Raw genomic sequence first — 21,381 nt, 5'->3', positions numbered from 1 at the left:
CTCCTCCATGGCAGAGGGCCGGCGCATTGCGGTGGATGCGCCGGCCCATTCTCTTGGCGGACGGGGAAATTGCACGAGATCACGCTTGACGCGCACCGCGGCCTGCTCGGCCCCTACACCATGGCGGCCGGGCTGGCCGCGGCGCTGGTTCCAGGAGCGGCGCCGGAGCTGGCCGCCGCCCACGACATAGAGCTCAGGGCCGTCGCGCCCATGCTGAACCTGCCGGTCAGGCGGTCCTCGCTGGCCGACCGGCTGCCGCAGGAGGAGCGGATCCTCATCCCGGCGCCCCTGCGCACGCTCCGGCTGGCGAACGGGGTGGCGGAGTTCGTACGCGATCATCTGGAGGCGGCGGGGCCGTTGAAGCTGCGGGTGGTCAACCTCGCCGAAGCGGACCCGACCGATATCGAGCTGCTGGCGGTGCTGGAGCGGCGGGTGCCGGCGCTCACCGTGGTCCGCGAGGAGCACGGGCCGCCGCATCCGGGGCCGGTCCACCGGCTCGGGCCGGAGCTCGACCGCTACCGCAACGAGGGCTTCCACCACGCGATGGCCGAGGCCGGGGCCGAGCTGCTGCCCGGGCTGCCGGAAGGCGGCGACGAGTGGTGGACGCTGCTGCACCGCACCACGACCGCGCTGGCCGCGCTCGAACGCGAGGACGAGGCCCGCGACCTGCTGGACCTGGCCCGCCGGGTCGGCCACGACCCCAAGAACCTCGCCACGGCGGCGTACGCGACCGCGATGCTGCTCGTCAGGCACCACGACCCGGCCCGGCGCGACCCGGCCGAGGCGATGGAGTGGATCGACCGGGCGGTGGCGCTGGCGGGCAGCCTGGCCGATCCCCGGGAGCGGGCGTTCCACCTGGGCTTCGACCTGAACGGCAAGGCGCTGGTGTCGGTGCGGCTGGGCCGGTTCGCGCAGGCGCTGGAGCTGGTGGAGGAGGCGCTGGCGCTGGGGGAGCGGGAGCTCGCCCCGGCCCACCCGATCCACCGGCTGGTGCTGCACGCCAACCGGGCGCAGCTCATGGCGCAGGCGGGGCGCACCGACGAGGCGCTGATCGGCTACGGCACGGCGATCGCGATGGACCCCGGCTACCCGGACTACTACCTGGACCGGGGCAACCTGCTGCACAAGCTGGGCCGCGTCGCCGAGGCGCTGGCCGACTACGAGAGCGCGATGCGGCTCGGGCCGCCGTTCCCGGAGCCGTACTACAACCGGGCGGAGATCCGCTTCGCGGCGGGCGACCTCGCCGGGGCACGCGCCGACCTGGACCACGCGCTGGAGCTGGATCCGGGGTTCGGGCCCGCGTACGTGAACCGGGCGGGCATCCTGGCCGGGCTCGGCGAGTACGAGGCGGCGCGGGCCGACGTGGCGCGCGGGCTGGCGGCCGACCCGGGCAACGCGCACCTGCTGGCCGTGCTCGGGCAGGTGGAGGCGGCGCGGGGCAGGCCGGAGGAGGCGCTGGCGGCCTATGACGCGGCGCTGGCGGCCGATCCCGGGCTGGCGGCCGCGTGGGCGGGGCGCGGGGAGCTGGCGTTCGAGCGCGGCGAGCACCACCAAGCGGTCGCCGACCTCACCCGGGCGCTGCAGCTCGGCGAGACGGCCGAGCTGCTGTTCAACCGGGCGGTGGCGCACCGGGCGGCGGGCCGGGCCGAGCAGGCCAGGCAGGACCTGCTGCGGGCCAGGGAGCTGGCGCCGGGCGACGAGGACATCGAGCGGGCGCTGGCCGGGGAGTGACGCTCAGGAGGACTGGCGGTGGGTGCCGATCGGGACGACGAGCGGGGTGCCCGCCACCGGGTCCGGGATGACCTTGGCGTCCAGCTCGAACACCTCGCGCAGCAGCTCCTCGGTGAGCACCTCGTGCGGCTCCCCGGCGGCGATCACCCGGCCGCCGCGCATCGCCACCAGGCGGTCGGCGTAGCGGGCGGCCAGGTTGAGGTCGTGCAGGACCATGACGATGGTCCGGCCCGAGGCGTGGTGCAGCCGCCGGACCAGCTCCAGCACCTCGACCTGGTGGGCCAGGTCCAGGAACGTCGTCGGCTCGTCGAGCAGCAGCAGGTCGGTGCCCTGGGCCAGCGCCATCGAGATCCACGCCCGCTGCCGCTGCCCGCCGGACAGCTCGTCCAGCGGCCGTTCGGCCAGGTCGGCCAGGCCCGTCATGGTCAGCGCCTCGGCCACGGCCGACTCGTCGTCCGTCGACCACTGGCGGTACCAGGTCTGGTGCGGGTGCCTGCCCCGGGCGACCAGGTCGGCGACGGTCAGCCCTTCGGGCGCGGTCGGCGCCTGGGGGAGCACGCCGAGGACCTTGGCCACCTCGCGGGTGGGGATGCGGTCGATGCGCTTGCCGTCGAGCAGCACCTCGCCGCCCTGCGGCTTCAGCAGGCGGCCCAGGGCGCGCAGCAGGGTGGACTTGCCGCACCCGTTGGGGCCGATGATCGTGGTCACGGTGCCCGCCTCGATGCCGAGGTCGAGGCCGTCGACGATGGTGCGGTCGCCGTAGCCGAGCTTGACGGCGGCGGCCTGGAGCCTCATTTCCTCGCCCTCCAGATGAGGTGGATCAGGTACGGGGCGCCGAGGACGGCGGTGACGACGCCGACGGGCAGTTCGACCGGCGCGAACAGGGTGCGGGCGAGCAGGTCGGCGGCGGTGATGAGCACCGCGCCCACGGCGGCCGACGACAGCAGCGGCGGCTGGGCCGACCTGGTGAGGCGCAGCGCGATCTGCGGCGCGGCCAGCGCCACGAACGCGATGGGCCCGGCCGAGGCGGTGGCCACGGCGGCGAGCAGCACGGCGGCCAGGATCATGGCCGCGCGGGCGCGGTTCATGCGGAGGCCGAGCGCGGTCACCGTGTCGTCGCCGAACCGCAGCGCGTTCAGCGACCGGGTGCCGGTCAGGGCCAGCGGCACGAGCACAGCCAGGGCGACGGCCACGGGCTGGACGTGCTCCCAGCCCCGGCCGTGGAGCGAGCCGCTGATCCACACCATCGCGCGGCCGGTGTCGTTGACGTCGCCGACGGTGAGCAGCCAGAACTTCACGTTGGTGAACACGGCGGCCACGCCGATGCCGACGAGCACCAGGCGGTAGCCGTCGAGGCCGCGCCGCCAGGCGAGCCCGTAGACGATGACGGCGCCGATCAGGCCGCCGAGCAGGGCGAGCGCGGGGACGCCGAGGCTGGTGAGCAGGCCGCTGGTGCCCCCGTAGGCGCTGCCGCTGGCGACGACCCCGGCGACGACGAGCACGGAGGCGCCGTTGGTGACGCCGAGGATCTCCGGGCTGGCGAGCGGGTTGCGGGCGATGGACTGGATGATCGCGCCGGACAGCGCGAGGGCCGCGCCGACCAGCGCGCCGGTGAGCGCGCGGGGCAGGCGCAGCTCCATGATGACGAAGTGGGCCGGGTCGGCCGGGTCGAAGGTGGCGGCGAGCACCTGGCCGACCGTCAGCTCGATGTCGCCCATGCGCATGCTCAGCGCCATGAGCAGGGCGAGCAGCGCCAGCCCGGCGGTCGTCACGACCACGCCGCGCGGTCTGATCCGCCACGACAGGCCGCCGAGGCGCAGGGGGATCGAGGTCACAGGCGCACCGGCTTCCTGCGCCGGACGAGCGCGACGAAGAAGGGGGCGCCGATGAGCGCGAGCACCACGCCGACCTCCAGCTCGCCGGGCGGCGCCACGACGCGGCCGACGACGTCGGCGAGGAGCACCAGCGCGGCTCCGAGCAGCCCCGAGTACGGGATCAGCCAGCGATGGTCGGTGCCGGACAGCGCCCTGGCCAGGTGCGGGACGATGAGCCCGACGAACGCGAGCGCGCCGCAGGCGGCCACGGCGGCGCCGGACAGCAGGGTGACGGCGGCGACGCCGACGGTGCGGGTCAGGGCGATGTGCTGGCCGAGGCTGCGGGCGACGTCCTCGCCCAGCGACAGCGCGTTGAGGCCGGGCGCGTTGATCATGGCCAGCACCAGCCCGGCGGCGATGAACGGCAGCACCTGCCAGACCACGTCGGGGCCGCGCGCGGCGATCGAGCCCGCCTGCCAGAACCGGAAGACGTCCATCGCCTGCTCGTCCAGCAGCACGAGGGCCGAGGTGAGGGCGTACAGGAAGGCGCTGACGGCGGTGCCCGCCAGGGCGAGCGTCACGGGGGTCGGCCCGCCGCGCCCGCCGACCATGCCGAGGGCGAACACGCCGACGCTGGCGACGAGCGCGCCGGCCAGGCCGAACCAGATGTAGGCGAGCAGGCTGGAGGCGCCCAGCCACATGATCGAGGCCACCATGGCGAACGCCGCGCCCTGGGTGACGCCGAGCAGGCCGGGGTCGGCGAGCGGGTTGCGGGTGTGGCCCTGCATGAGCGCGCCCGCGACGCCGAGCGCGAGCCCGGACAGCACGCCGAGCGCGGTCCTGGGCACGCGCAGGGAGCGGATGATGATGTCGCTCTCGGTGTCGCCAGGGGCGGTCAGCGCGTGCCAGGCGTCGAGCGGCGCCACGGACCGGGAGCCGATCGTGATGCTCAGCACCACCCCGGCGAGCACGGCCGCCGCCAGGACGGCGAGGACGGTGATCCGGCGGTGACGGATGCCGTGCAGGCGCGGCGCCACGGCGGTCGCACTCACCCGTCCTCCTCCGAAGTTGCCTGACCCTGGTGCAGTATGCCAGCTTAGGCAGGGCTAACCTAATTTAGGTTTGCCTTACTTGATCGTCGAAAGGGTTCCGATGAGATCGTTGCGCGCGCTGGTGGGCGCCGTCCTGGTGGCCGGGCTGGCCGCCTGCGGTGCGAGCGAGCCTGCGGCCACCACGCAGAAGGCCGCCGAGCCGTTCCGCACCATCAAGCACGCGATGGGCGAGACCGTCATCCCCACCCAGCCCAAGCGGGTCGTCGCGCTCGACCAGAGCTTCGTCGACGCCGTGCTCACGCTGGAGACGCCCGTGGTGGGCTACACCACCTACCGGGCCATCGACGACAAGCTGCCCGACTACCTGGGGCCGGCCCTGGCGCAGTACGGCAAGGAGGCCACCTCCGTCGGCACGCTGGAGCAGCCGAGCCTGGAGAAGGTCATGGCGCTCAAGCCCGACCTGATCGTCTCGGCCAAGGTCCGCCACGAGGCCCTGTACGACAAGCTTTCCAAGATCGCCCCGACCGTCTTCAGCGAGACGACCGGCGCCATCTGGAAGGACAACCTGCGCCTCGTCGGGCAGGCCCTCGGCAAGGAGGACCTCGCCGACACCAGGATCAAGGAGTACGAGGACCGCGCCGGCAAGATCGGCGCCGCGATCAAGGAGAAGGACGGGAAGCTGCCGACGGTCTCGGTCGTGCGGTTCGCCGGTGAGCCCACCGCCCGCCTCTACGTGGAGAACTCCTACTCCGGCCTGGTCCTGAAGGACGTCGGCTTCCCCCGCCCGGAGGGCCAGCCGAGCACCACGGAGACGATCATGGTGGAGATCAGCGAGGAGCGGATCGCGGACATGGACGCCGACCACATCTTCGTCGCCACCTACCCGGACCCGACGGCAGACGGGCCCAAGGCCAAGTTCACCGGAAACCCGCTGTGGGGCAAGCTCAAGGGCGTCAAGCACGAGGTCAGCGACCTGACGTGGATGAGCGCCGTGGGTCTCCAGGGCGCTCACAGCATGCTCGACGACCTGGCCGGCTTCTTCAAGGTGGACCCGGCCAAGGCGTGACGGCCTAGCTGGGCAGGAACGCGCGCAGGTCGGCCAGGTGGGGCTCGATGTCGAGGCCCTGGCCGGCCAGCCACGCGGGGTCGCCGTACGTGCCCCGGTAGCGGTCGCCGCTGTCGCAGATCAGCGTGACGACGCTGCCCCGCTCGCCGGCCTCGCGCATCTCCCTGATGAGCTCCACGCAGGCGGCCACGTTGGTCCCGGTGGAGCCGCCCACGTCGCGGCCGGTGACCTCGCGCACCCAGTGCATGGCCGCGATCGAGCGGGCGTCGGGCACGGCGACCATCCGGTCGATGACCGTCGGCTGGAACGACGGCTCGACGCGCGGCCGCCCGATGCCCTCGATGCGCGAGCCGGGCGCGGTGGCCGCGCCGTCGCCCGACACCCAGCTCGGGTAGAAGGCCGAGCCCTCCGGGTCGACGACGGCCAGCCGGGTGGCGTGACATCGGTAGCGGATGTAGCGGCCGATCGTCGAGGAGGTGCCGCCGGTGCCCGCGCCGACCACGATCCAGGCGGGCTCCGGGTACGGCTCCATCGCCATCTGGTTGTAGATCGATTCGGCGATGTTGTTGTTGCCGCGCCAGTCGGTGGCCCGCTCGGCGTAGGTGAACTGGTCCATGAAGTGGCCGCCGGTCTCGGCCGCCAGCCGCCGGGACTCGGCGTAGATCGTACCGGGGTCTCTGACCAGGTGGCACTTGCCGCCGTGGAACTCGATCAGGTGGATCTTCTCCGGCGACGTGGACGCGGGCATGACCGCGATGAACGGCAGGCCGAGCAGCCGGGCGAAGTACGCCTCGCTCACGGCGGTGGAGCCGCTGGACGCCTCGACGATCGTGGTGCGGGGGCCGATCCAGCCGTTCGCCAGCCCGTACAGGAAAAGTGAGCGAGCCAGCCGGTGTTTCAGTGAACCGGTGGGGTGCACCGACTCGTCTTTCAGATAGAGGTTTACCCCCCAGTGCGAGGGCAGCGGAAAGACGTGCAGGTGAGTATCGCAACTACGGTTGGCGTCGGCCTCCACCTTGCGGATGGCCTCCGCCACCCACGACCGAGTCCCCGAGTCATGCCGGTCCAGGTATTCCATGGCCCATACGCTATCCCATGTGAAGCTGGCCACACTTTGCGGAAAATTGAGGGGATAGTGTTATGATTATGAAATCTGTCCGGCCGTGGACGTGATGACGCACGCCGCGAGCAGATGGACTGTTCACCCCGCTGACCAGTGCGGAAGCCCTAACGCGGCCCTTACGAGGGGCCTGGGAGCATGGAATCGCTGTCAGCCGGCTGGATGCCGACGGGGGATAGCGCAAGGGGGAATGAATTGATCACCATGACCGATGAGCAGCGTCAGGACTGGTTCGAGCGCGACGTCGTGCCCGTCACGTCGCAGCTGTTCGCCTCCGCCATGCGTCTGACCCGCAACACCGCCGACGCCGAGGACCTCGTGCAGGAGACCGTGGCCAAGGCCTACACCTCCTACCACCAGTTCCGTGAGGGCACCAACCTCAAGGCCTGGCTGCACCGGATCCTCACCAACAACTTCATCAACGACTATCGCAAGAAGCAGCGTTCACCGAAGTTGTCGGCGGCCGAGGACATCGAGGACTGGCAGTTGCACGCCGCCGAGTCCCACACCTCGACGGGTCTGCGCTCGGCCGAGAACGAGGCGCTCGACCGGCTGCCCGACAACGTGGTGATGAACGCGCTGCGCTCGCTGCCCGAGGACTTCCGGGTCGCCGTCTACCTCGCCGACGTCGAAGGCTTCCCGTACAAGGAGATCGCCGACCGGATGGGCACGCCCATCGGCACCGTCATGTCCCGGCTGCACCGGGGCCGCCGCCAGCTCCGCGGCATGCTGGAGGACTACGTGCGAGAGGAAGGCGCCGTGCGGCTGCCCGCCCAGCGCGCGGCCTGACCCTCAGGGGCGCAGCCGCATGTGCAGGCGGACGCGGAGCATCCCGTCGTCCGCCCGCAGCTCGACGAGGTCGCAGAGCTGACGACTGATCCAGAGCCCGTATCCCCGCAGGGATCCGGGCTCTGGTGGTATATAGCCGGGCAACGGGTCCTCCAGCGGGCCGCCGGGGTCGCTGATCTCGCAGACGACGCCCCTGCCGCCCCTCCACATCCTGATCAGGCCATGGCCCGGCCCGTGCTCGACGCTGTTGGCGGCGATCTCCGACACGCTCAGCACCAGCGAGGCGACCAGGTCGCGGTCCATGCCGGCGGCCCCGGCGTAGCCCGCCACCTCGTGCCTGAGCTCCTTGAGCCGGTCGGCGGTGAACCGCACCGAGCGCACCCGGCCGGTCGGCTCCGGGAGGGGGCCGCGGTCGCCGTTGAGCACCAGCTCGTCCGGCCTGACGTAGCGCGGGCTGGGCCGCTCGCCGCCGGGGCCGAGGATCACCGGGTGGGTCGTCTCCGCGTGACGCAGCACGTCCGCGGGCGCCGTACGCACGTCGTAGAAGCACAGCGCGCGCGTGGGGACGCCGGCCAGCGCGGTGTTGAGCACCGACTCGTAGCGGATCCATTCGCGGGTCTCGATCTCGCTCAGGCCCGCCCAGACCGGCTCGCCGACCAGCAGCGTGGGCCTGCCGTGCGCGTAGTCGTAGCAGCTCGCCAGCGTGCGCTGCGGATGGTCGTACCAGGAGCCCGAGTCGCGGCGGTCGACCTCGCGCCAGTCGTCGCCCAGGGCCTCGGCCAGCAGCGACAGCCGCGCCGGGCGGGTGACGACCAGCACCCGCCTGCCGCCGGCCAGCGCCTGCCGGACGCGCGGGACGGCCAGGTCGAGAAAACCCTCATCGGAGCCGTACGGCACGGCCACGTGCTGCGACGGCTCGCCGGAGGAGGGGGCCCGGTCGTGGGGCACGGGCGAAACGTAACAAGGGCGTGGCGGCTACGCAACGGCTATGAGCGCGACCGCACCCAGCGCGCATGCCACGCCGGTGAGCTGGATCGCCCGCAGCCGCTCCCCGAGCACCTGCCTGGCCAGCAGGAGCGTGCTGGCCGGGTAGAGCGAGACGAGCACCGCCACCAGGCTGAGCAGGCCGTGCTGCTTGGCCAGCAGGTAGAGCACGTTGGCGGCCATGTCGAGCACCCCGGCGGCGACGATCACGCCGAGCGAGCCCGAGCTGGGCCGCAGCGTCCGCCGCAGCGCCAGCGCGAGCAGGACCACCACCGCGATCGACGAGGCCCGCGCGCCCACCAGCGGCCACAGCCCGGCCTCGTGCGGGGCCATCGCGAGCAGGATGTAGAAGCCGCCGAACCCGGCGCCGGCCGCCAGCGACGTCAGCACCGCGGCGGAGGAGCCCTTCCCGCCCGCCGTCCGCTCCTGGCTGATGAGCACCACCGAGCCGAGCGCCAGCGCGATGCCCGCCAGCGCCAGGACCTCCGGGCGCTCGCCGGTCGCCAGCCCGAACGTCACGGGCAGGGCCGCCGACGTGACCGCGGTCGTGGGCGCCACCACGGACATCACGCCGGTCGCCAGCGAGCGGTAGAAGAGCACCAGGCCCGCCGCCCCCGACAGCCCCGCCGCCAGCCCCCAGGCGAGCGCGCCGCCGCTGAGCAGGCCGGGCAGCGCCGGGAGCAGCACCAGCACGAGCGCCAGGCCCGCCACCTGGGAGAGCACGACGACGGACAGCACGCGCGAGCGTCGCGTGGCCAGCCCGCCGAAGAAGTCGGCCGTGCCGTACACCACCGCGCAGGCGGTCGCCAGGATCACCGCGGTCACGTCTTGCCTCCCTGCGGAAGTTCAATGGAGTGGACGCCTAGTACAACACACAGAGTGCACCACAGTGCAAATTCTTTCCACTACACTGCACTCGTGCAGGATCCTGAGATGATCAACCAGGCGATCGCCACCAACGTGCGCGCCCAGCGCACCCATCGGGGGCTCACGCTCGACGCGCTGGCCGCCAGGTCAGGCGTCAGCCGCGGCATGCTGGTCCAGGTCGAGCAGGGCCGCACCAACCCGAGCGTGTCCACGCTGACCCGGATCGCCTCCGCGCTCGGCGTGACCGTGGCCAGGCTCGTCGAGGTGGGCGACGTGCCGATGGTGCGGATCGTCGAGCCGGCCGACGCCGTGACCTTCCACCAGGGCGACGTGCGGGCCAAGCTGCTCGTGGGCGCCGACTCGCCGATGATCCTGGAGCTGTGGGACTGGCGGCTGGCCCCCGGCGAGCACCACGACGGCGACGCGCACCCGGCGGGCACCCGCGAGATGCTGACCGTCCTGGAGGGCGAGCTGACGCTGACCGTGCACAGCCGCGACCACGTCATCGTGGCCGACGGCGCGGTGCTCTTCACCGCCGACCGCCCCCACCGCTACTCCAACCAGGGCGATCGGGAGCTCAGGTTCGTCATGGTCGTGGCCGAGCCGCGCGACGTGGGCGACCAGTGACGCCGAAACGTCGCCATCTGGGCACCGATCCGGCTGGATGTGGCATAAGGGTGGCGCGTCGCTACCAGGAACTACGGGCTGATATCCCATCCTGGTGGGACGACCTGGCTGAGGACGTGCGGGGGGATCTGGGCCGGGTGTTTTGGTAACCCTCCGTTCCGGTGGTTTCGGGGGGATATATGCGGGCTTGCGTGGTTTTGCTGGCCTTGGCGGTTCTTCCGGCAGGGGCCGGATGTGACGCCGCCCCCGCCCCCAAACCCCCCGAAGCCGTCCCCGCGCCGCAGCCGCTCGCCGTCGCCCCCGAGTCGCTCGTCAAGCGGCTGGAGGCCATGCAGCCCGCCTGGCCCAGACAGCCCGACTGCGCCCACGACAAGTGCGTCGCCCTCACGTTCGACGACGGGCCTGGCGAACACACCGGCAGGCTCCTCGACATCCTGCGGGAGAAAGGCGCCAAAGCCACGTTCTTCGTCGTCGGCCAGATGGTCGCCGCCGCACACGGAGCCGCCACCGTACGCCGGATCGTCGCCGAAGGCCACGAACTGGGCAACCACTCCTGGAGCCACCCCATGCTCACCGGCCTGTCCGGGCAGCGGCTCGCCCACGAGATCGGCCACACCGGCGACCTCGTCCGGCGCATCACCGGCGTGCGCATGCGCGTCATGCGACCGCCGTACGGGGCGACCGACCGCGCCGTCGCCGAACAGACCCGCCGCCGCGGGCTCGCCCAGATCCTCTGGAACGTCGACACCTTCGACTGGCGCGACCGGGTGCCCGCCCTCGTCGCCAAACGCGGCGCCCACGTACGGCCCGGGTCCATCGTGCTCATGCACGACATCCACCCCACGACCGTCAAGGCCGTGCCCCGGCTGCTCGACACCCTCGACCACCGCGGCTACTCGTTCGTGACCGTGACCGAACTGTACGGCGACCGGCTGCGCCCCGGCCGCAGGTACGAGCAGCTACGCCGCCGCTGAAACCGTCGGTGCCGCATGGGAGGCTGGGCACATGGGTTTCACCGGCTTCCCCGACGAGGCTTTCCTCTTCTACGAGGGGCTGGAGGCGGACAATTCGAAGACCTACTTCACCCGGCACAAGACGCTCTACGAAGAGGCCGTACGAGCCCCCATGCTGGCGCTCGTGGAGGAGCTCGGGCCCGAGTTCGGCGAGGCGCACCTGTTCCGGCCCTACCGTGACGTGCGCTTCTCCAAGGACAAGACGCCCTACAAGGTCCACCAGGGCGCCTTCGTCGACCTCCTGCCCGCCATCGGCCTCTACGTCGAGATCAGCGCCGCCGGGCTGTTCGTCGCCGGCGGCCTCTACTCCCAGGCCGCCGACCAGCTCGCCCGCTACCGCGCCGCCGTCGCCGAGCCCCTGACCGGCAAGCCCCTCGACGGCATCGTCGAAACCCTGCGCGCCGGCGGCTACGAGATCGGCGGCGACCGGCTCAAGACCCGGCCGCGCGACTACCCGGCCGACCACCCCCGCATCGACCTCCTGCGCCACCGGACCCTCTACGCCGGCCGGCGCCACGGCCCGGAGCCCTGGGTGCACACGGCCGACGTCCTGGGGCACGTCCAGCGCTCCTGGCGCGCCTTCGGCCCATTGGTCGACTGGCTCTGCGCCCACGTCCACACCACCACCCTCCCCCGCCGCTGACCCCAGCCGCACGGACACCCCCGATTTGGCAGCACCCGCCAGCGGTCAGCCCCACCAAGGGCGGCCTCCCGCGCGCCTGGCCTGCGGGGCACGCGGGTCAGGGGAGGCAGCGCGCCGCACGCCGTCGGGGTCGCCAGGGCACCCTCTGGGGAAGCGCCGCCTCCCACGCGCGCCTGGCCCACGCCTCCGGGGAGGGGGCGGGTCTGGGGAGGCCCGCGCCCTGTACGCCGTCGGGGTCGTAAGGGCCCCGGCCTTCGGGAAGCCCCTGGGGGCCGCGTGCCCGGCGGGGCCCGTCGCGGCCTCCCGCGCGCCTGGCCCGCGCTTCCGTGGAAGGTCAGGGGCGTTGGGAGGTTTCCTGGTCGCCGCGGAGGATGCGGTCGACGGTCTGGCCGGCTGCCTGGGTGGCGGCCGTGGTGACGGCGGCGATGACGATGGCCAGCAGCGGCGTCGCCAGGCTGCGGAGGCTGCGGATGTTGCGGACGCGCCCCCACGGCTCCCCGGCGAGGTGCATGAGCCGCCACTCCCAGTAGAGCCCGAGCCCGATGCACACCAGCGCGACCTCGCCGACGACGATGGCCACGACCTGGAGCTTGGCGTCGGGCCCGATGTCGGGTTCGACCAGGGCCGACAGGTAGCCGGACAGCTCGGTGACGAGGGCGGCGGCCATGAGGTGGAGGGCCTTGGTCATGGGCTGGGTGCCGCGCACCCGCGAGTAGAAGTAGCCGAACACGAATCCGTAGGCGGGCAGCGCGATCAGCGACCGGGCCTCGAAGACGAAGCTGCTCAGGTCGAGCCCGGTCGGCAGCCCGTACACGAACAGGAACGGCAGGCTGAGCAGGAGGCTGACGACGAAGGCGTGGACGCCGTTGTGCCAGGGGGTGCATCCGGCGGAGGTGGCGAAGGCGGTCTCGGGGTGGCCGCCGTGGCGGTGAAGGGCGGTTTCGAGGGCGCGGCGCTGCTGGTCGAAGTCGTCCATGGACAGGTCGCCGTTGCCGAGTTTGCCGCGGCCGATGCGGTAGAGCTCCTGTTCGGCGACGAGCAGGAGGCGCCGGTGGAGCGCGGTGCGGATGAGGTGGCGGTGCGCGGCCTGGTCGGCGGGTTCGACGATGGAGGGGTGGGGCCGGTCGAGCAGCCAGAGGGCGGTCACCCAGGCGATGAGGGAGGTGATGGCGAGCATGGGCAGCGGCACGTTGATGTCGGCGATGGTGGCGCTGCCGCGGGGCGTCAGGTAGACGACCATGAGGCAGATGATGACGGTGGCCTGCGCGGTGTGGGAGGCGGCGCCCTCGACCGTGGCGCCGAGCCGTTTGAGGCGGAGCACGAGCAGCAGGAAGCCGAGCAGGAGCAGCCCCATGACGCCGCGGACGAGCGGGGTGAGCTGGAGGTCGCCGATGCTGGGGACCCGCTGTCCGGGCACGGCGCGGCTCCATGATCCGGCGTCGAGCCATTCGGTGGGCCAGCCCTGGACGAGGAGACTGACGACGAGGGCGACGACGACGGCGCCGCGGGTCCAGCGTTTGGTGGCGACGGCGACGGCGGCGACGGGGATGAGCGCCCAGCCGAAGGCGAGGACGAGCCTGACGCTGTCGGGCGGGTAGGCGCCGGTGATCATGGCCTTGACCCACAGGGCCAGTGCCAGCAGTCCGATGGCGGCGCCGGCGGCGAGCGCGGCGAGGCGGATGATGACGATGCGTACGCCGAGGTCGACGCTGAACGCCACAGCCGATCCGGCGGCCGTGACCGCCGCGATGCCGCCGCCGGCCAGCAGGGTGTGGCCGGGGAGCTGGCCGTACAGGTAGGACCAGGAGAGCATGCCGATCGCGACGAGCACGCCGACGCCGGTGGCGCCGAGGACGTCGTGCGACGTCCAGCGGGGGCTGGTGGGCAGGATGCGGCTGGCGTGGCGGACGGCGAGCGCCGGCACGACGCCGAAGAGGATCACGTACGCGGGCACCGTCCAGCCTCCGGCGAGGACGGGCACGATCAGCAGGGGGGCGCAGAGCGCGAGCCCGGCGACGAGCTCGCGGTTGGGCGGGCGCAGCCACCAGCCGGTGCCGAGCGCCCGCAGCAGCATGCCGGCGAGCACGACGGCGGTGAGCAGGCCGAGCGCGGTCTCCCAGGAGAAGTCGTCCTCTTCGGGCACGTCGGGGAAGCCGTAGGAGTCCTGGGCGAGGGTGAGGCTGACGGGGTAGAGGCCGACGGTGAACTCCAGCCGCTTGGCCTCCTCGCGGTCGGGCCTGATCGACACGGCGCGGGCCACGGTCCAGTCGCCGGGCAGCACGGTGACCTTGCGGTAGACGATGAGCAGGGGCCGGGCGGTGGGCGCGTTGAAGTCGACCTGCACCAGTTCGCCGGGTTCGACCTGTCGGAGCAGGGTGACGGTGAAGCGGACGGTGGTGCGGCCGCCGGCGGTGGTGAGGACGGGGGCCAGGCGGCGGGCGGGCGTCAGCGTGGTGCCGCTGACCTTGATCGCGCCGAATCCGTCGTCGGTGAAGCGCTGCATGTCCTGGGGGAAGCCGTCGCCGCGGCGCAGCGTCTCGGCGAGCGTGTCGGACTCGTCCATCTGGAGCCGGTGCGTGATCGTGACCTTGAGCTGCCGGCGGCGTTCGTCGAGCCGGCCTTCGGGGACGGGGCCGAGGTCGTCGGGGCCGGCTCTGGCGAGGATCACCTCGGTGGTGGCCTGCCGGCCGCGTTCGACGGCGGGCGCGGCGGCGGACAGGTCCCACGGGTCGGCGGCCGCCGCGGAGGGCGGCGGGTCAAGCCCGGGTACGGGCCCGGCCACCACCGTGCACCAGGCAACGGCCCCGACCGAAATCGCAGCCAGCCCGAACGCGATGACCGCCCGGATCCTCTCCACAGTTTGGATGATTCACGCGGTTGGCCGGATGTTCCATCTCATACGGTAACGGTGTGATTACAGCTGCTTCGGTCTTGACAAAGGTCCGTATTTGTCCCGCCCAAATGAGAAATCTCTCTAGTCAACCGACGTGGTTAGCTAGAGAGATTTCATGGGGAAATCAATGTTTCCCCATGTCCCGGGCCGGTCAAGCCCGAAGTCAATGCGACTGTCAAGCGCGCTTGGCGCGGGCCGCGGCACGGCCACGGGTCGCGGCGTCGAGCACCACCTTGCGGATTCGGACCGCGTCAGGGGTGATTTCCACGCACTCGTCCTCGCGGATGAACTCCAGCGCCTGCTCCAGCGACAGGACGCGCGGCGGGATCACCTTCTCCGTCTCCTCGCTCGTGGAGGAGCGCATGTTGGTGAGCTTCTTCTCCTTGGTGATGTTCACGTCCATGTCGTCGGAGCGCGAGTTCTCGCCGACGATCATGCCCTCGTAGACCTCGGTGGTCGGCGACACGAACAGCGTGCCCCGCTCCTGGAGGTTGAGCATGGCGAACGCGGTGACGGGGCCGGACCGGTCGGCCACCAGCGAGCCGTTGTTGCGCGTGCGCAGCTCGCCGAACCACGGCTCGTAGGAGTCGAACACGTGGTGCACCAGGCCGGTGCCGCGCGTCTCGGTGAGGAACTCGGTGCGGAACCCGATCAGGCCGCGCGCCGGCACCACGAACTCCATCCGGATCCAGCCGGTGCCGTGGTTGGTCATGTGCTCCATGCGGCCCTTGCGGACGGCCAGGAGCTGGGTGACCGAGCCGAGGTAGTCCTCGGGGCAGTCGACGGTCAGGCGCTCGACCGGCTCGTGCACCTTGCCGTCGATGACCTTGGTGACGACCTGCGGCTTGCCGACGGTCAGCTCGTAGCCCTCGCGGCGCATCTGCTCGACCAGGATGGCCAGCGCCAGCTCGCCACGGCCCTGCACCTCCCAGGCGTCGGGCCGCTCGGTGGGCAGCACGCGCAGCGAGACGTTGCCGACGAGCTCCTTCTCCAGGCGGTCCTTGACCATGCGGGCGGTGACCTTCGAGCCCTTGACCTTGCCGACGAGCGGCGAGGTGTTGGTGCCGATGGTCATCGAGATGGCCGGCTCGTCGACGGTGATGAGCGGCAGCGGGCGCGGGTCGTCGGGGTCGGCCAGCGTCTCACCGATCATGATCTCCGGGATGCCCGCGATGGCGATGATGTCGCCGGGCCCGGCCTCCTCGGCGGGCTTGCGCTCCAGCGCCTCGGTCATCAGCAGCTCGGTGATCTTGACCTTCTGGATCGAGCCGTCGGTGCGGCACCAGGCCACCTGCTGACCCTTGCGCATCACGCCCTGGTGGATCCGGCACAGCGCGATGCGGCCCAGGTAGGAGGACGCGTCGAGGTTGGTGACGTGCGCCTGGAGCGGCGCGGCCGGGTCGTAGGTGGGGGCCGGGATCGTCGACTTGATGATGTCGAACAGCGGCTCGAGGTCGGTGGAGTCGGGCATGCCGCCGTCCTCGGGACGCGCCAGCGACGCCCGCCCCGCCTTCGCGGAGGCGTACACGATCGGGAAGTCGATCTGGTCCTCGGTCGCGTCGAGGTCCATGAAGAGCTCGTAGACCTCGTCCACGACCTCCTTGATGCGCGCGTCGGGCCGGTCGACCTTGTTGATGCACAGGATGACCGGCATCTTGGCCGACAGCGCCTTGCGCAGCACGAATCGGGTCTGCGGCAGCGGCCCCTCGGAGGCGTCGACCAGCAGCACCACGCCGTCGACCATCGACAGGCCGCGCTCGACCTCGCCGCCGAAGTCGGCGTGGCCCGGCGTGTCGATGATGTTGATGGTCATCCCGCCGTGCTGGACGGCGGTGTTCTTCGCGAGAATGGTGATGCCCTTCTCGCGTTCGAGGTCGTTGGAGTCCATGACGCGGTCATCGACATCCTGGTTCGCGCGGAATGCCCCGGACTGCCAGAGCATGGCGTCGACGAGCGTGGTCTTGCCATGGTCGACGTGCGCGATGATCGCGATGTTCCGCAGGTCGTCGCGGCTGTTCAAAGGCATGATGAGGTCTCGCTCTGTGTTCGTGGAGGCGGCCGCGCGATGTCGCGACCTTATAAGTCTAGTTGATCCCCTCGAATGGCAAGAGCAGGACCACCTGACGGGCGGGCGTACACATGGTGATGCCGCGACATACATATGGTGTTGCACATTTGTGCGCATGGCGAAGCCCGCCGGGGTCCCTACATTGACCGCATGACCTGGTCTGAACTGGTGATGGGGGCGGCGCCGAGGCGAGGTGACCGGCCGGCCGTGAGCGACGTCCGCAGCGGTGAGGTGCTGTCTTACGCGGTCTTCGCGAGCCGGGTCAAGCAGGTGGCGGCCGGTCTGCATCGCCACGGACTGCGGCGCGGCGAGCGCGTGCTGGTGCGCCTGCCCGTCGGGGCGTCGCTCCCCGTCGCCGTCCACGGCGTCGCCTGGGCGGGCGGCATCGCCTCGCTCGACGCCTCAGCCGACGCCCGCCTCATGATCGGCCAGGGTCCGGCCGGCGCCGCCGCCGCGGCGGGAGTGCAGCGGGTCTTCGCGGTGCGGGCCGAGCCAGGGGCTCCGCCGTTCGGCGAGCTGCGCGGGCACGGCGAGCTGGAGTTCGGGCCGCTGGCGGGGCCGGCGCTGGCGCTGGGCGGGCGGGTGTTCGACCACACCGAGCTGGGCCGCGACCTGCGCGTGCTGCCCGCCCGGCTGAGCGTGAGAAGCAGCGACGTGGTGCTGGCGGCGGTCAGCGACGTGTTCACCGGGCTGCGGCTGCTCGACCTGGCGCTGATGGTGGGCGCGCACGTCGTGGTCGCCCACGAGCCGACGCTGATCGGCTGCCGGGTGCTGGCCCAGGAACGCCGCGCCACGCTCGCCGTCGCCCCCCACGACCTGGCCAAGCGCCTCCTGGGTGACTCGTCGCTGCGAGTGCTGGACGAACGGGCCCTGGTCGACTCCCTCATCCCCTAGCGGACTCCCTCAGCCCCTAGAAGGCTCGGCCATCCCCTGGAAAGCTGGCTCGTCGCGTGGAAAGTGTCACACTGTGGGAGAGTGTGATCCTTCCGCGACGCAGGGTGACCACATGCGAGAAGCCCCCCGGCACAACCTCCCGGCGGAGCCCAACAGCTTCGTCGGCCGCGAGCGCGACATCGGCGAGCTGTGCCGGCTCGTCGGAGACGCCCGCCTGGTGACGCTGTGCGGCATCGGCGGCATCGGCAAGACCCGGCTGGCGCTGCGGGTGGCCGCGCAGTGCGCGCCCGCCTACCCGGAGGGCGTGTGGCTGGCCGAGCTGGCCAGGATCAGCCGGCCCGAGCTGGTCGTGCGCGAGATCGCCCGCGCGCTGGGCGTGCGGGAGGAGCGCGGCAGGCCGCTGCTGGGCACCGTCGCCGCCCGGCTGCGCGACGGGCGCTGCCTGCTCGTGCTCGACAACTGCGAGCACCTGATCGACGAGTGCGCCGAGGTGGCCGCCGCGCTGCTGGCCTCCTGGGACGAGCTGGCGATCCTGGCCACCAGCCGCGAGCCGCTGCGCATCGCGGGCGAGCTCGTCTGGCGGGTGCCGCCGCTCGACCTGCCCGAGGGCGCGGAGGCGCGGGCCGAGTCGGTGCGGCTCTTCCTGGACCGGGCCGCCGCCGCGGGCACCCGGCTGGACGACGGCAGCCTGCCCGACGTCGTACGGCTGTGCCGGGAGCTCGACGGGCTGCCGCTGGCGCTGGAGCTGGCGGCGGCCCGCACCAGCCTGCTCAGCCCCGGCCAGATCGCCGACCGCGTCCACGACCGGTTCTCGCTGCTCACGACCGGCGAGCGCACCGCCCCGGCCCGGCAGCGCACGCTGCTGGCGGCCGTCGAGTGGAGCTACGACCTGCTGTCGGATCGCGAGCAGGTGCTGCTGCGCAGGCTGTCGGTGTTCGCCGGGCCGTTCGACCTGGACCTGGCCGAACAGGTGTGCGGCGGCCCGCCGATCGCCGGGTCCGAGCTGGTCGACCTGCTGGGCGCGCTGGTGGACAAGTCGCTGGTGCTCTGCGACGAGTCCCGCAGCCACTACCGCCTGCTGGCCACCATCCGCCACTACGCGGCCGGGCTGCTGCGGGAGGCCGGCGAACACGACGCGCTGCGCGAGCGCCACCTGGCCGTGCTGTGCGAGCTGCAGGAGCGCTACTTCGCCACCGAGCTGGTCGAGCCCGGCGTGCCGTGGCCGCGCCGGCTGGAGGCGCTGACGCGCAGCCGCGGCCTGCTCGACGACCAGCGGGCCGCGCTCGACTGGGCCGCCGAGTCCGGCGACGTCGACCGGGCGCTGCGGCTCTGCTCGACCAGCACCGGGCTGCTGCCGGTCAGCGGCAACCCGCTGGAGATCGTCGGCTGGATCGAGCGGTTGCTGGCGCTCGACCTGAGCGGCGTGACGCCCGGCCGCGTCGCCCAGGCCGACGGGTTCCTCGCCTACGGATTGGAGGCCAGGGACGAGCTGGGCCGCTCGCTGGAGTACGCGCTGCGCAGCCTGGAAGACCTGGACGAGGGCTTCCAGCGGTGCGTCATGCACAGCCTGCTCGTCATGGTGCTGCTGCGCATGGGCCGGGCGGGCGAGGCCGCTCACCACGCCGAGCTCGGCCTGGCGCTGGCCACGGCGGCCGGCGACACGTGGAACCAGGCGGCCGGGCTGGCGGGCCTGTCGGCGGTCGCGCTGGTCCGCGGCCGGTTGCGCGAGGCGCAGCGGCACGGTGACGAGGCGCTCGCCAGGGCGTGCGAGCACGGCCACCGGTGGATCATGGCCAGGGCCGCCACCCAGCTCGGCGCGGTGGCCGAGGCGCGTGGCGACCTGGCGACCGCCAAGGCCCGCTACGAGCTGGCCGTGCCCTGGCTGGACGAGCTGGGCGGCGGCGTCGACCTGGCGCGCGTGCTGGCCAGGATCGGGCGGGTGGCGGCGCTGCTGGGGGAGTTCGCGACGGCGCGCGAGCGGCTGGCGGCGAGCTTGGAGCTGAGCAGGCGCACCGGCCAGCGCCAGGGGGTGGCCCGCTGCCTGGTGGGGCTGTCGGTGCTGGCCGAGGCCGAGGGCGACCTGGAGAGCGCGGTGCCTGCCGCGGCGGCGGCCGCCGCGCTGCGCGCGTCGATCGGGCAGCGGTCGGGCACGGCCCGGATCGAGGAGCTGCTGGCCCGCGCCCGCGCCAAGCTCGGCGAGGGCCGCACGACCGCGCTGTGGGCGCGGGGCGGGCGGATGAGCCCCGACGACGCCGCGCGGCTCGTCCTGGAGGGCGTCCGGCCCCCCGAGGCGGACCCGGGCCCGCCCACCCCGCCGGGCGCCATGCCGCTGGCCATCACCCCGTCGGCCGGCGGCCCGCTGGTCGGGGCGCTGCCGGTCGGTCACTCGCCGCTGACCGCCCGCGAGCGGGAGATCGCCGGGCTGCTCACCGGCGGCCTGTCCAACCGGGCGATCGCCGAGGAACTGGTGATCAGCCCGGCGACGGTGGCGCGGCACATCGCCAACATCATGGAGAAACTCGGCTACACCTCCCGCGCGCAGATCGCCGTTTGGGCGGCCGAGCAGCCTTCTGCATAGGGATCTGCATATTCCGCCCCATGTATCCGGGGGAGCGGCCTGCCTAACGTTGGCCCGTATGGAGCGCATCGTCATGGTCGATCCTGGCACCGGCCGGACCATCACCGAACGGCAGCTCGACGAGAGGTCGGCGGCGGCGGCCGTCGTGCTGCGGCGGCGCGGGGTGCGCGCGGGCGACACGGTCCTCGTCTGCCTGCCGGTGGGCCCCGACCTGCTGGTGGCGGCCGACGCGGTGATCGCCGCGGGCGGGATCGCCTGGCCGGTGTCGCCGGACCTGGAGCCCGGCCTGCTGCGTGACCGGATCCGGGCCAGCCGCGCCCGCGTCCTGATCACGGATCTGATCGCGGTCAGGGAGGCGGCCGACGAGTCGCGCGTACGGGTCGTGCTGGGCGTCGCCGACCTGCGTGACGGCCCGTTCTAAGCTCGGGTGCATGCCTTTCGCGCCCCACTTCCCCGTCATGCTCAGGACCGAGGACGGCGTCCGGATCGACGCCGCGCACACGGCGCCCAGGGGGGCGGCCGATAAGGAGATCGGCATCGTGGTGGCCCACGGGTTCACCGGGTCGTGGCGGGAGCGTACGGCGCGCCGCATCGTGCACGTGCTGAGCGAGACCGGCGGGGTGGTGGCGTTCGACTTCCGCGGCCACGGGCGCTCCGGCGGCCGGAGCACGGTGGGGGACCTGGAGATCCTCGACGTGGACGCCGCCGTGCGGCACGCCCGGGTGATCGGTTACCGGCGGATCGCCGTGGTGGGGTTCTCCATGGGCGCGGCGGTGGCCGTGCGGCACGCGGCGCTGCGCGGCGGCGTGGACGCGGTGGTGGCGGTGAGCGGCCCGGCGCGCTGGTACTACCGGGGCACCCGGCCGATGCGGCAGGTGCACTGGGCCATCGAGCGGCCGGTGGGCCGGTGGGCGGCGCGGATGGCGAAGCGGACCAGGATCTCCAGCGGCCGGTGGGACCCGCTGCCGATGCCGCCGCACGAGGCCGCGGCGCTGATCTCGCCGGTGCCCCTGCTGGTCGTGCACGGCGACGCCGACGCGTTCTTCCCGCTGGACCACGCGCACCAGCTCCACGAGGGCGCGCGGGAGCCGAAGGAGCTCTGGATCGAGCCCGGCTTCGGCCACGCGGAGTCCGCGGCGACCCCCGAACTCATCCGTCGCATCGGAAAGTGGATCTCTTCCAACTTTTCCTGAGTAATAAGCGTCTACCTAGGGCGGAAGGTAAGAATCCGCCAGGAGAAAG

The 21,381-nt window shown here is 72.4% G+C and carries 18 protein-coding genes; 10 read left to right on the top strand and 8 right to left on the bottom strand.

The annotated features are described in order from the left end of the window. The first annotated feature begins 69 nt into the window (after nt 1-69). On the top strand, nt 70-1,731 hold the full coding sequence (locus ACBI99_RS02610; RefSeq protein WP_375071597.1) for a tetratricopeptide repeat protein: 1,662 nt from the start codon (nt 70-72) through the stop codon (nt 1,729-1,731). 3 nt (nt 1,732-1,734) lie between these two features. Here ACBI99_RS02610 and ACBI99_RS02605 read toward each other — a convergent pair whose 3' ends face one another. The 3 genes from ACBI99_RS02605 to ACBI99_RS02595 are packed head-to-tail and all read right to left on the bottom strand — an operon-like array spanning nt 1,735 to nt 4,597. Continuing rightward, on the bottom strand, nt 1,735-2,526 hold the full coding sequence (locus ACBI99_RS02605; RefSeq protein WP_219507001.1) for an ABC transporter ATP-binding protein: 792 nt from the start codon (nt 2,524-2,526) through the stop codon (nt 1,735-1,737). Next, nucleotides 2,523-3,566, bottom strand: coding sequence for an iron chelate uptake ABC transporter family permease subunit (locus tag ACBI99_RS02600; RefSeq protein ID WP_357586943.1), 1,044 nt, complete (start codon nt 3,564-3,566; stop codon nt 2,523-2,525). The genes ACBI99_RS02605 and ACBI99_RS02600 overlap by 4 nt, the downstream gene beginning before the upstream one ends. Further along, on the bottom strand, nt 3,563-4,597 hold the full coding sequence (locus tag ACBI99_RS02595; RefSeq protein ID WP_219507000.1) for an iron ABC transporter permease: 1,035 nt from the start codon (nt 4,595-4,597) through the stop codon (nt 3,563-3,565). The genes ACBI99_RS02600 and ACBI99_RS02595 overlap by 4 nt, the downstream gene beginning before the upstream one ends. Nucleotides 4,598-4,697: 100 nt before the next feature. Between ACBI99_RS02595 and ACBI99_RS02590 the strand changes: the two genes are divergently transcribed. After that, nucleotides 4,698-5,663 carry an ABC transporter substrate-binding protein gene (locus ACBI99_RS02590; RefSeq protein WP_375071596.1) on the top strand — a complete coding sequence of 322 codons (966 nt, stop codon included), beginning with the start codon at nt 4,698-4,700 and terminating at the stop codon, nt 5,661-5,663. 4 nt (nt 5,664-5,667) lie between these two features. On the opposite strand, the gene ACBI99_RS02585 is transcribed toward ACBI99_RS02590, so the two are convergent. After that, nucleotides 5,668-6,741 carry a PLP-dependent cysteine synthase family protein gene (locus ACBI99_RS02585; RefSeq protein WP_375071595.1) on the bottom strand — a complete coding sequence of 358 codons (1,074 nt, stop codon included), beginning with the start codon at nt 6,739-6,741 and terminating at the stop codon, nt 5,668-5,670. A gap of 246 nt (nt 6,742-6,987) precedes the next feature. On the opposite strand from ACBI99_RS02585, the gene ACBI99_RS02580 reads away from it, so the two are divergent. Beyond that, on the top strand, nt 6,988-7,572 hold the full coding sequence (locus tag ACBI99_RS02580; protein WP_246645188.1) for a sigma-70 family RNA polymerase sigma factor: 585 nt from the start codon (nt 6,988-6,990) through the stop codon (nt 7,570-7,572). 3 nt (nt 7,573-7,575) lie between these two features. Here the strand turns inward: ACBI99_RS02580 and ACBI99_RS02575 are convergent, their stop codons facing one another. Then, the gene (locus ACBI99_RS02575) at nt 7,576-8,520 is read right to left on the bottom strand and encodes a sensor histidine kinase (RefSeq protein WP_357586949.1); all 945 of its coding nucleotides are present in this window, start codon (nt 8,518-8,520) and stop codon (nt 7,576-7,578) included. Nucleotides 8,521-8,547: 27 nt separating this feature from the next. Further along, on the bottom strand, nt 8,548-9,381 hold the full coding sequence (locus tag ACBI99_RS02570) for a DMT family transporter (RefSeq protein WP_219506995.1): 834 nt from the start codon (nt 9,379-9,381) through the stop codon (nt 8,548-8,550). Between the two features lie 93 nt (nt 9,382-9,474). Here ACBI99_RS02570 and ACBI99_RS02565 point away from each other — a divergent pair, with 93 nt between their 5' ends. The 3 genes from ACBI99_RS02565 to ACBI99_RS02555 all read left to right on the top strand — a co-directional run bounded on the left by ACBI99_RS02565 (nt 9,475) and on the right by ACBI99_RS02555 (nt 11,706). After that, complete coding sequence (locus tag ACBI99_RS02565) at nt 9,475-10,050, top strand: helix-turn-helix domain-containing protein (protein WP_219506993.1); 576 nt, start codon at nt 9,475-9,477, stop codon at nt 10,048-10,050. 206 nt (nt 10,051-10,256) lie between these two features. Next, nucleotides 10,257-11,024 (top strand): polysaccharide deacetylase family protein, encoded by a 768-nt coding sequence (locus ACBI99_RS02560; RefSeq protein WP_246645187.1) that lies wholly within the window; start codon nt 10,257-10,259, stop codon nt 11,022-11,024. Nucleotides 11,025-11,055: 31 nt separating this feature from the next. After that, nucleotides 11,056-11,706 carry a DUF2461 domain-containing protein gene (locus tag ACBI99_RS02555; RefSeq protein WP_219506991.1) on the top strand — a complete coding sequence of 217 codons (651 nt, stop codon included), beginning with the start codon at nt 11,056-11,058 and terminating at the stop codon, nt 11,704-11,706. Between the two features lie 334 nt (nt 11,707-12,040). Here the strand turns inward: ACBI99_RS02555 and ACBI99_RS02550 are convergent, their stop codons facing one another. Together ACBI99_RS02550 and typA are read right to left on the bottom strand one after the other, a co-directional pair. Continuing rightward, nucleotides 12,041-14,563, bottom strand: coding sequence for a hypothetical protein (locus ACBI99_RS02550; protein ID WP_375071594.1), 2,523 nt, complete (start codon nt 14,561-14,563; stop codon nt 12,041-12,043). Between the two features lie 211 nt (nt 14,564-14,774). Beyond that, a complete protein-coding gene (typA, locus tag ACBI99_RS02545; RefSeq protein ID WP_357586953.1) occupies nt 14,775-16,625 on the bottom strand; it encodes a translational GTPase TypA in 1,851 nt (616 codons plus the stop codon). 192 nt (nt 16,626-16,817) lie between these two features. Here typA and ACBI99_RS02540 point away from each other — a divergent pair, with 192 nt between their 5' ends. The 4 genes from ACBI99_RS02540 (at nt 16,818) to ACBI99_RS02525 (ending at nt 21,332) form a co-directional block, all read left to right on the top strand. Then, nucleotides 16,818-17,561 (top strand): AMP-binding protein, encoded by a 744-nt coding sequence (locus ACBI99_RS02540; RefSeq protein WP_219506979.1) that lies wholly within the window; start codon nt 16,818-16,820, stop codon nt 17,559-17,561. Between the two features lie 112 nt (nt 17,562-17,673). Beyond that, nucleotides 17,674-20,139 carry a LuxR C-terminal-related transcriptional regulator gene (locus tag ACBI99_RS02535; protein WP_219506977.1) on the top strand — a complete coding sequence of 822 codons (2,466 nt, stop codon included), beginning with the start codon at nt 17,674-17,676 and terminating at the stop codon, nt 20,137-20,139. Between the two features lie 58 nt (nt 20,140-20,197). Then, a complete protein-coding gene (locus ACBI99_RS02530; protein ID WP_375071593.1) occupies nt 20,198-20,560 on the top strand; it encodes an AMP-binding protein in 363 nt (120 codons plus the stop codon). 10 nt (nt 20,561-20,570) lie between these two features. Next, nucleotides 20,571-21,332: an alpha/beta hydrolase gene (locus tag ACBI99_RS02525; RefSeq protein WP_375071592.1), complete on the top strand. Its 762-nt coding sequence runs from the start codon at nt 20,571-20,573 to the stop codon at nt 21,330-21,332. The last annotated feature ends 49 nt before the right edge of the window (nt 21,333-21,381 follow it).

The sequence above is a fragment of the Nonomuraea sp. ATR24 genome (assembly GCF_041950485.1).
Taxonomy (GTDB): Bacteria; Actinomycetota; Actinomycetes; order Streptosporangiales; family Streptosporangiaceae; genus Nonomuraea; species Nonomuraea ceibae.
The sequence above is the reverse complement of the archived record's forward strand: the minus strand, read 5'-3'. Positions and strand labels throughout refer to the sequence as shown.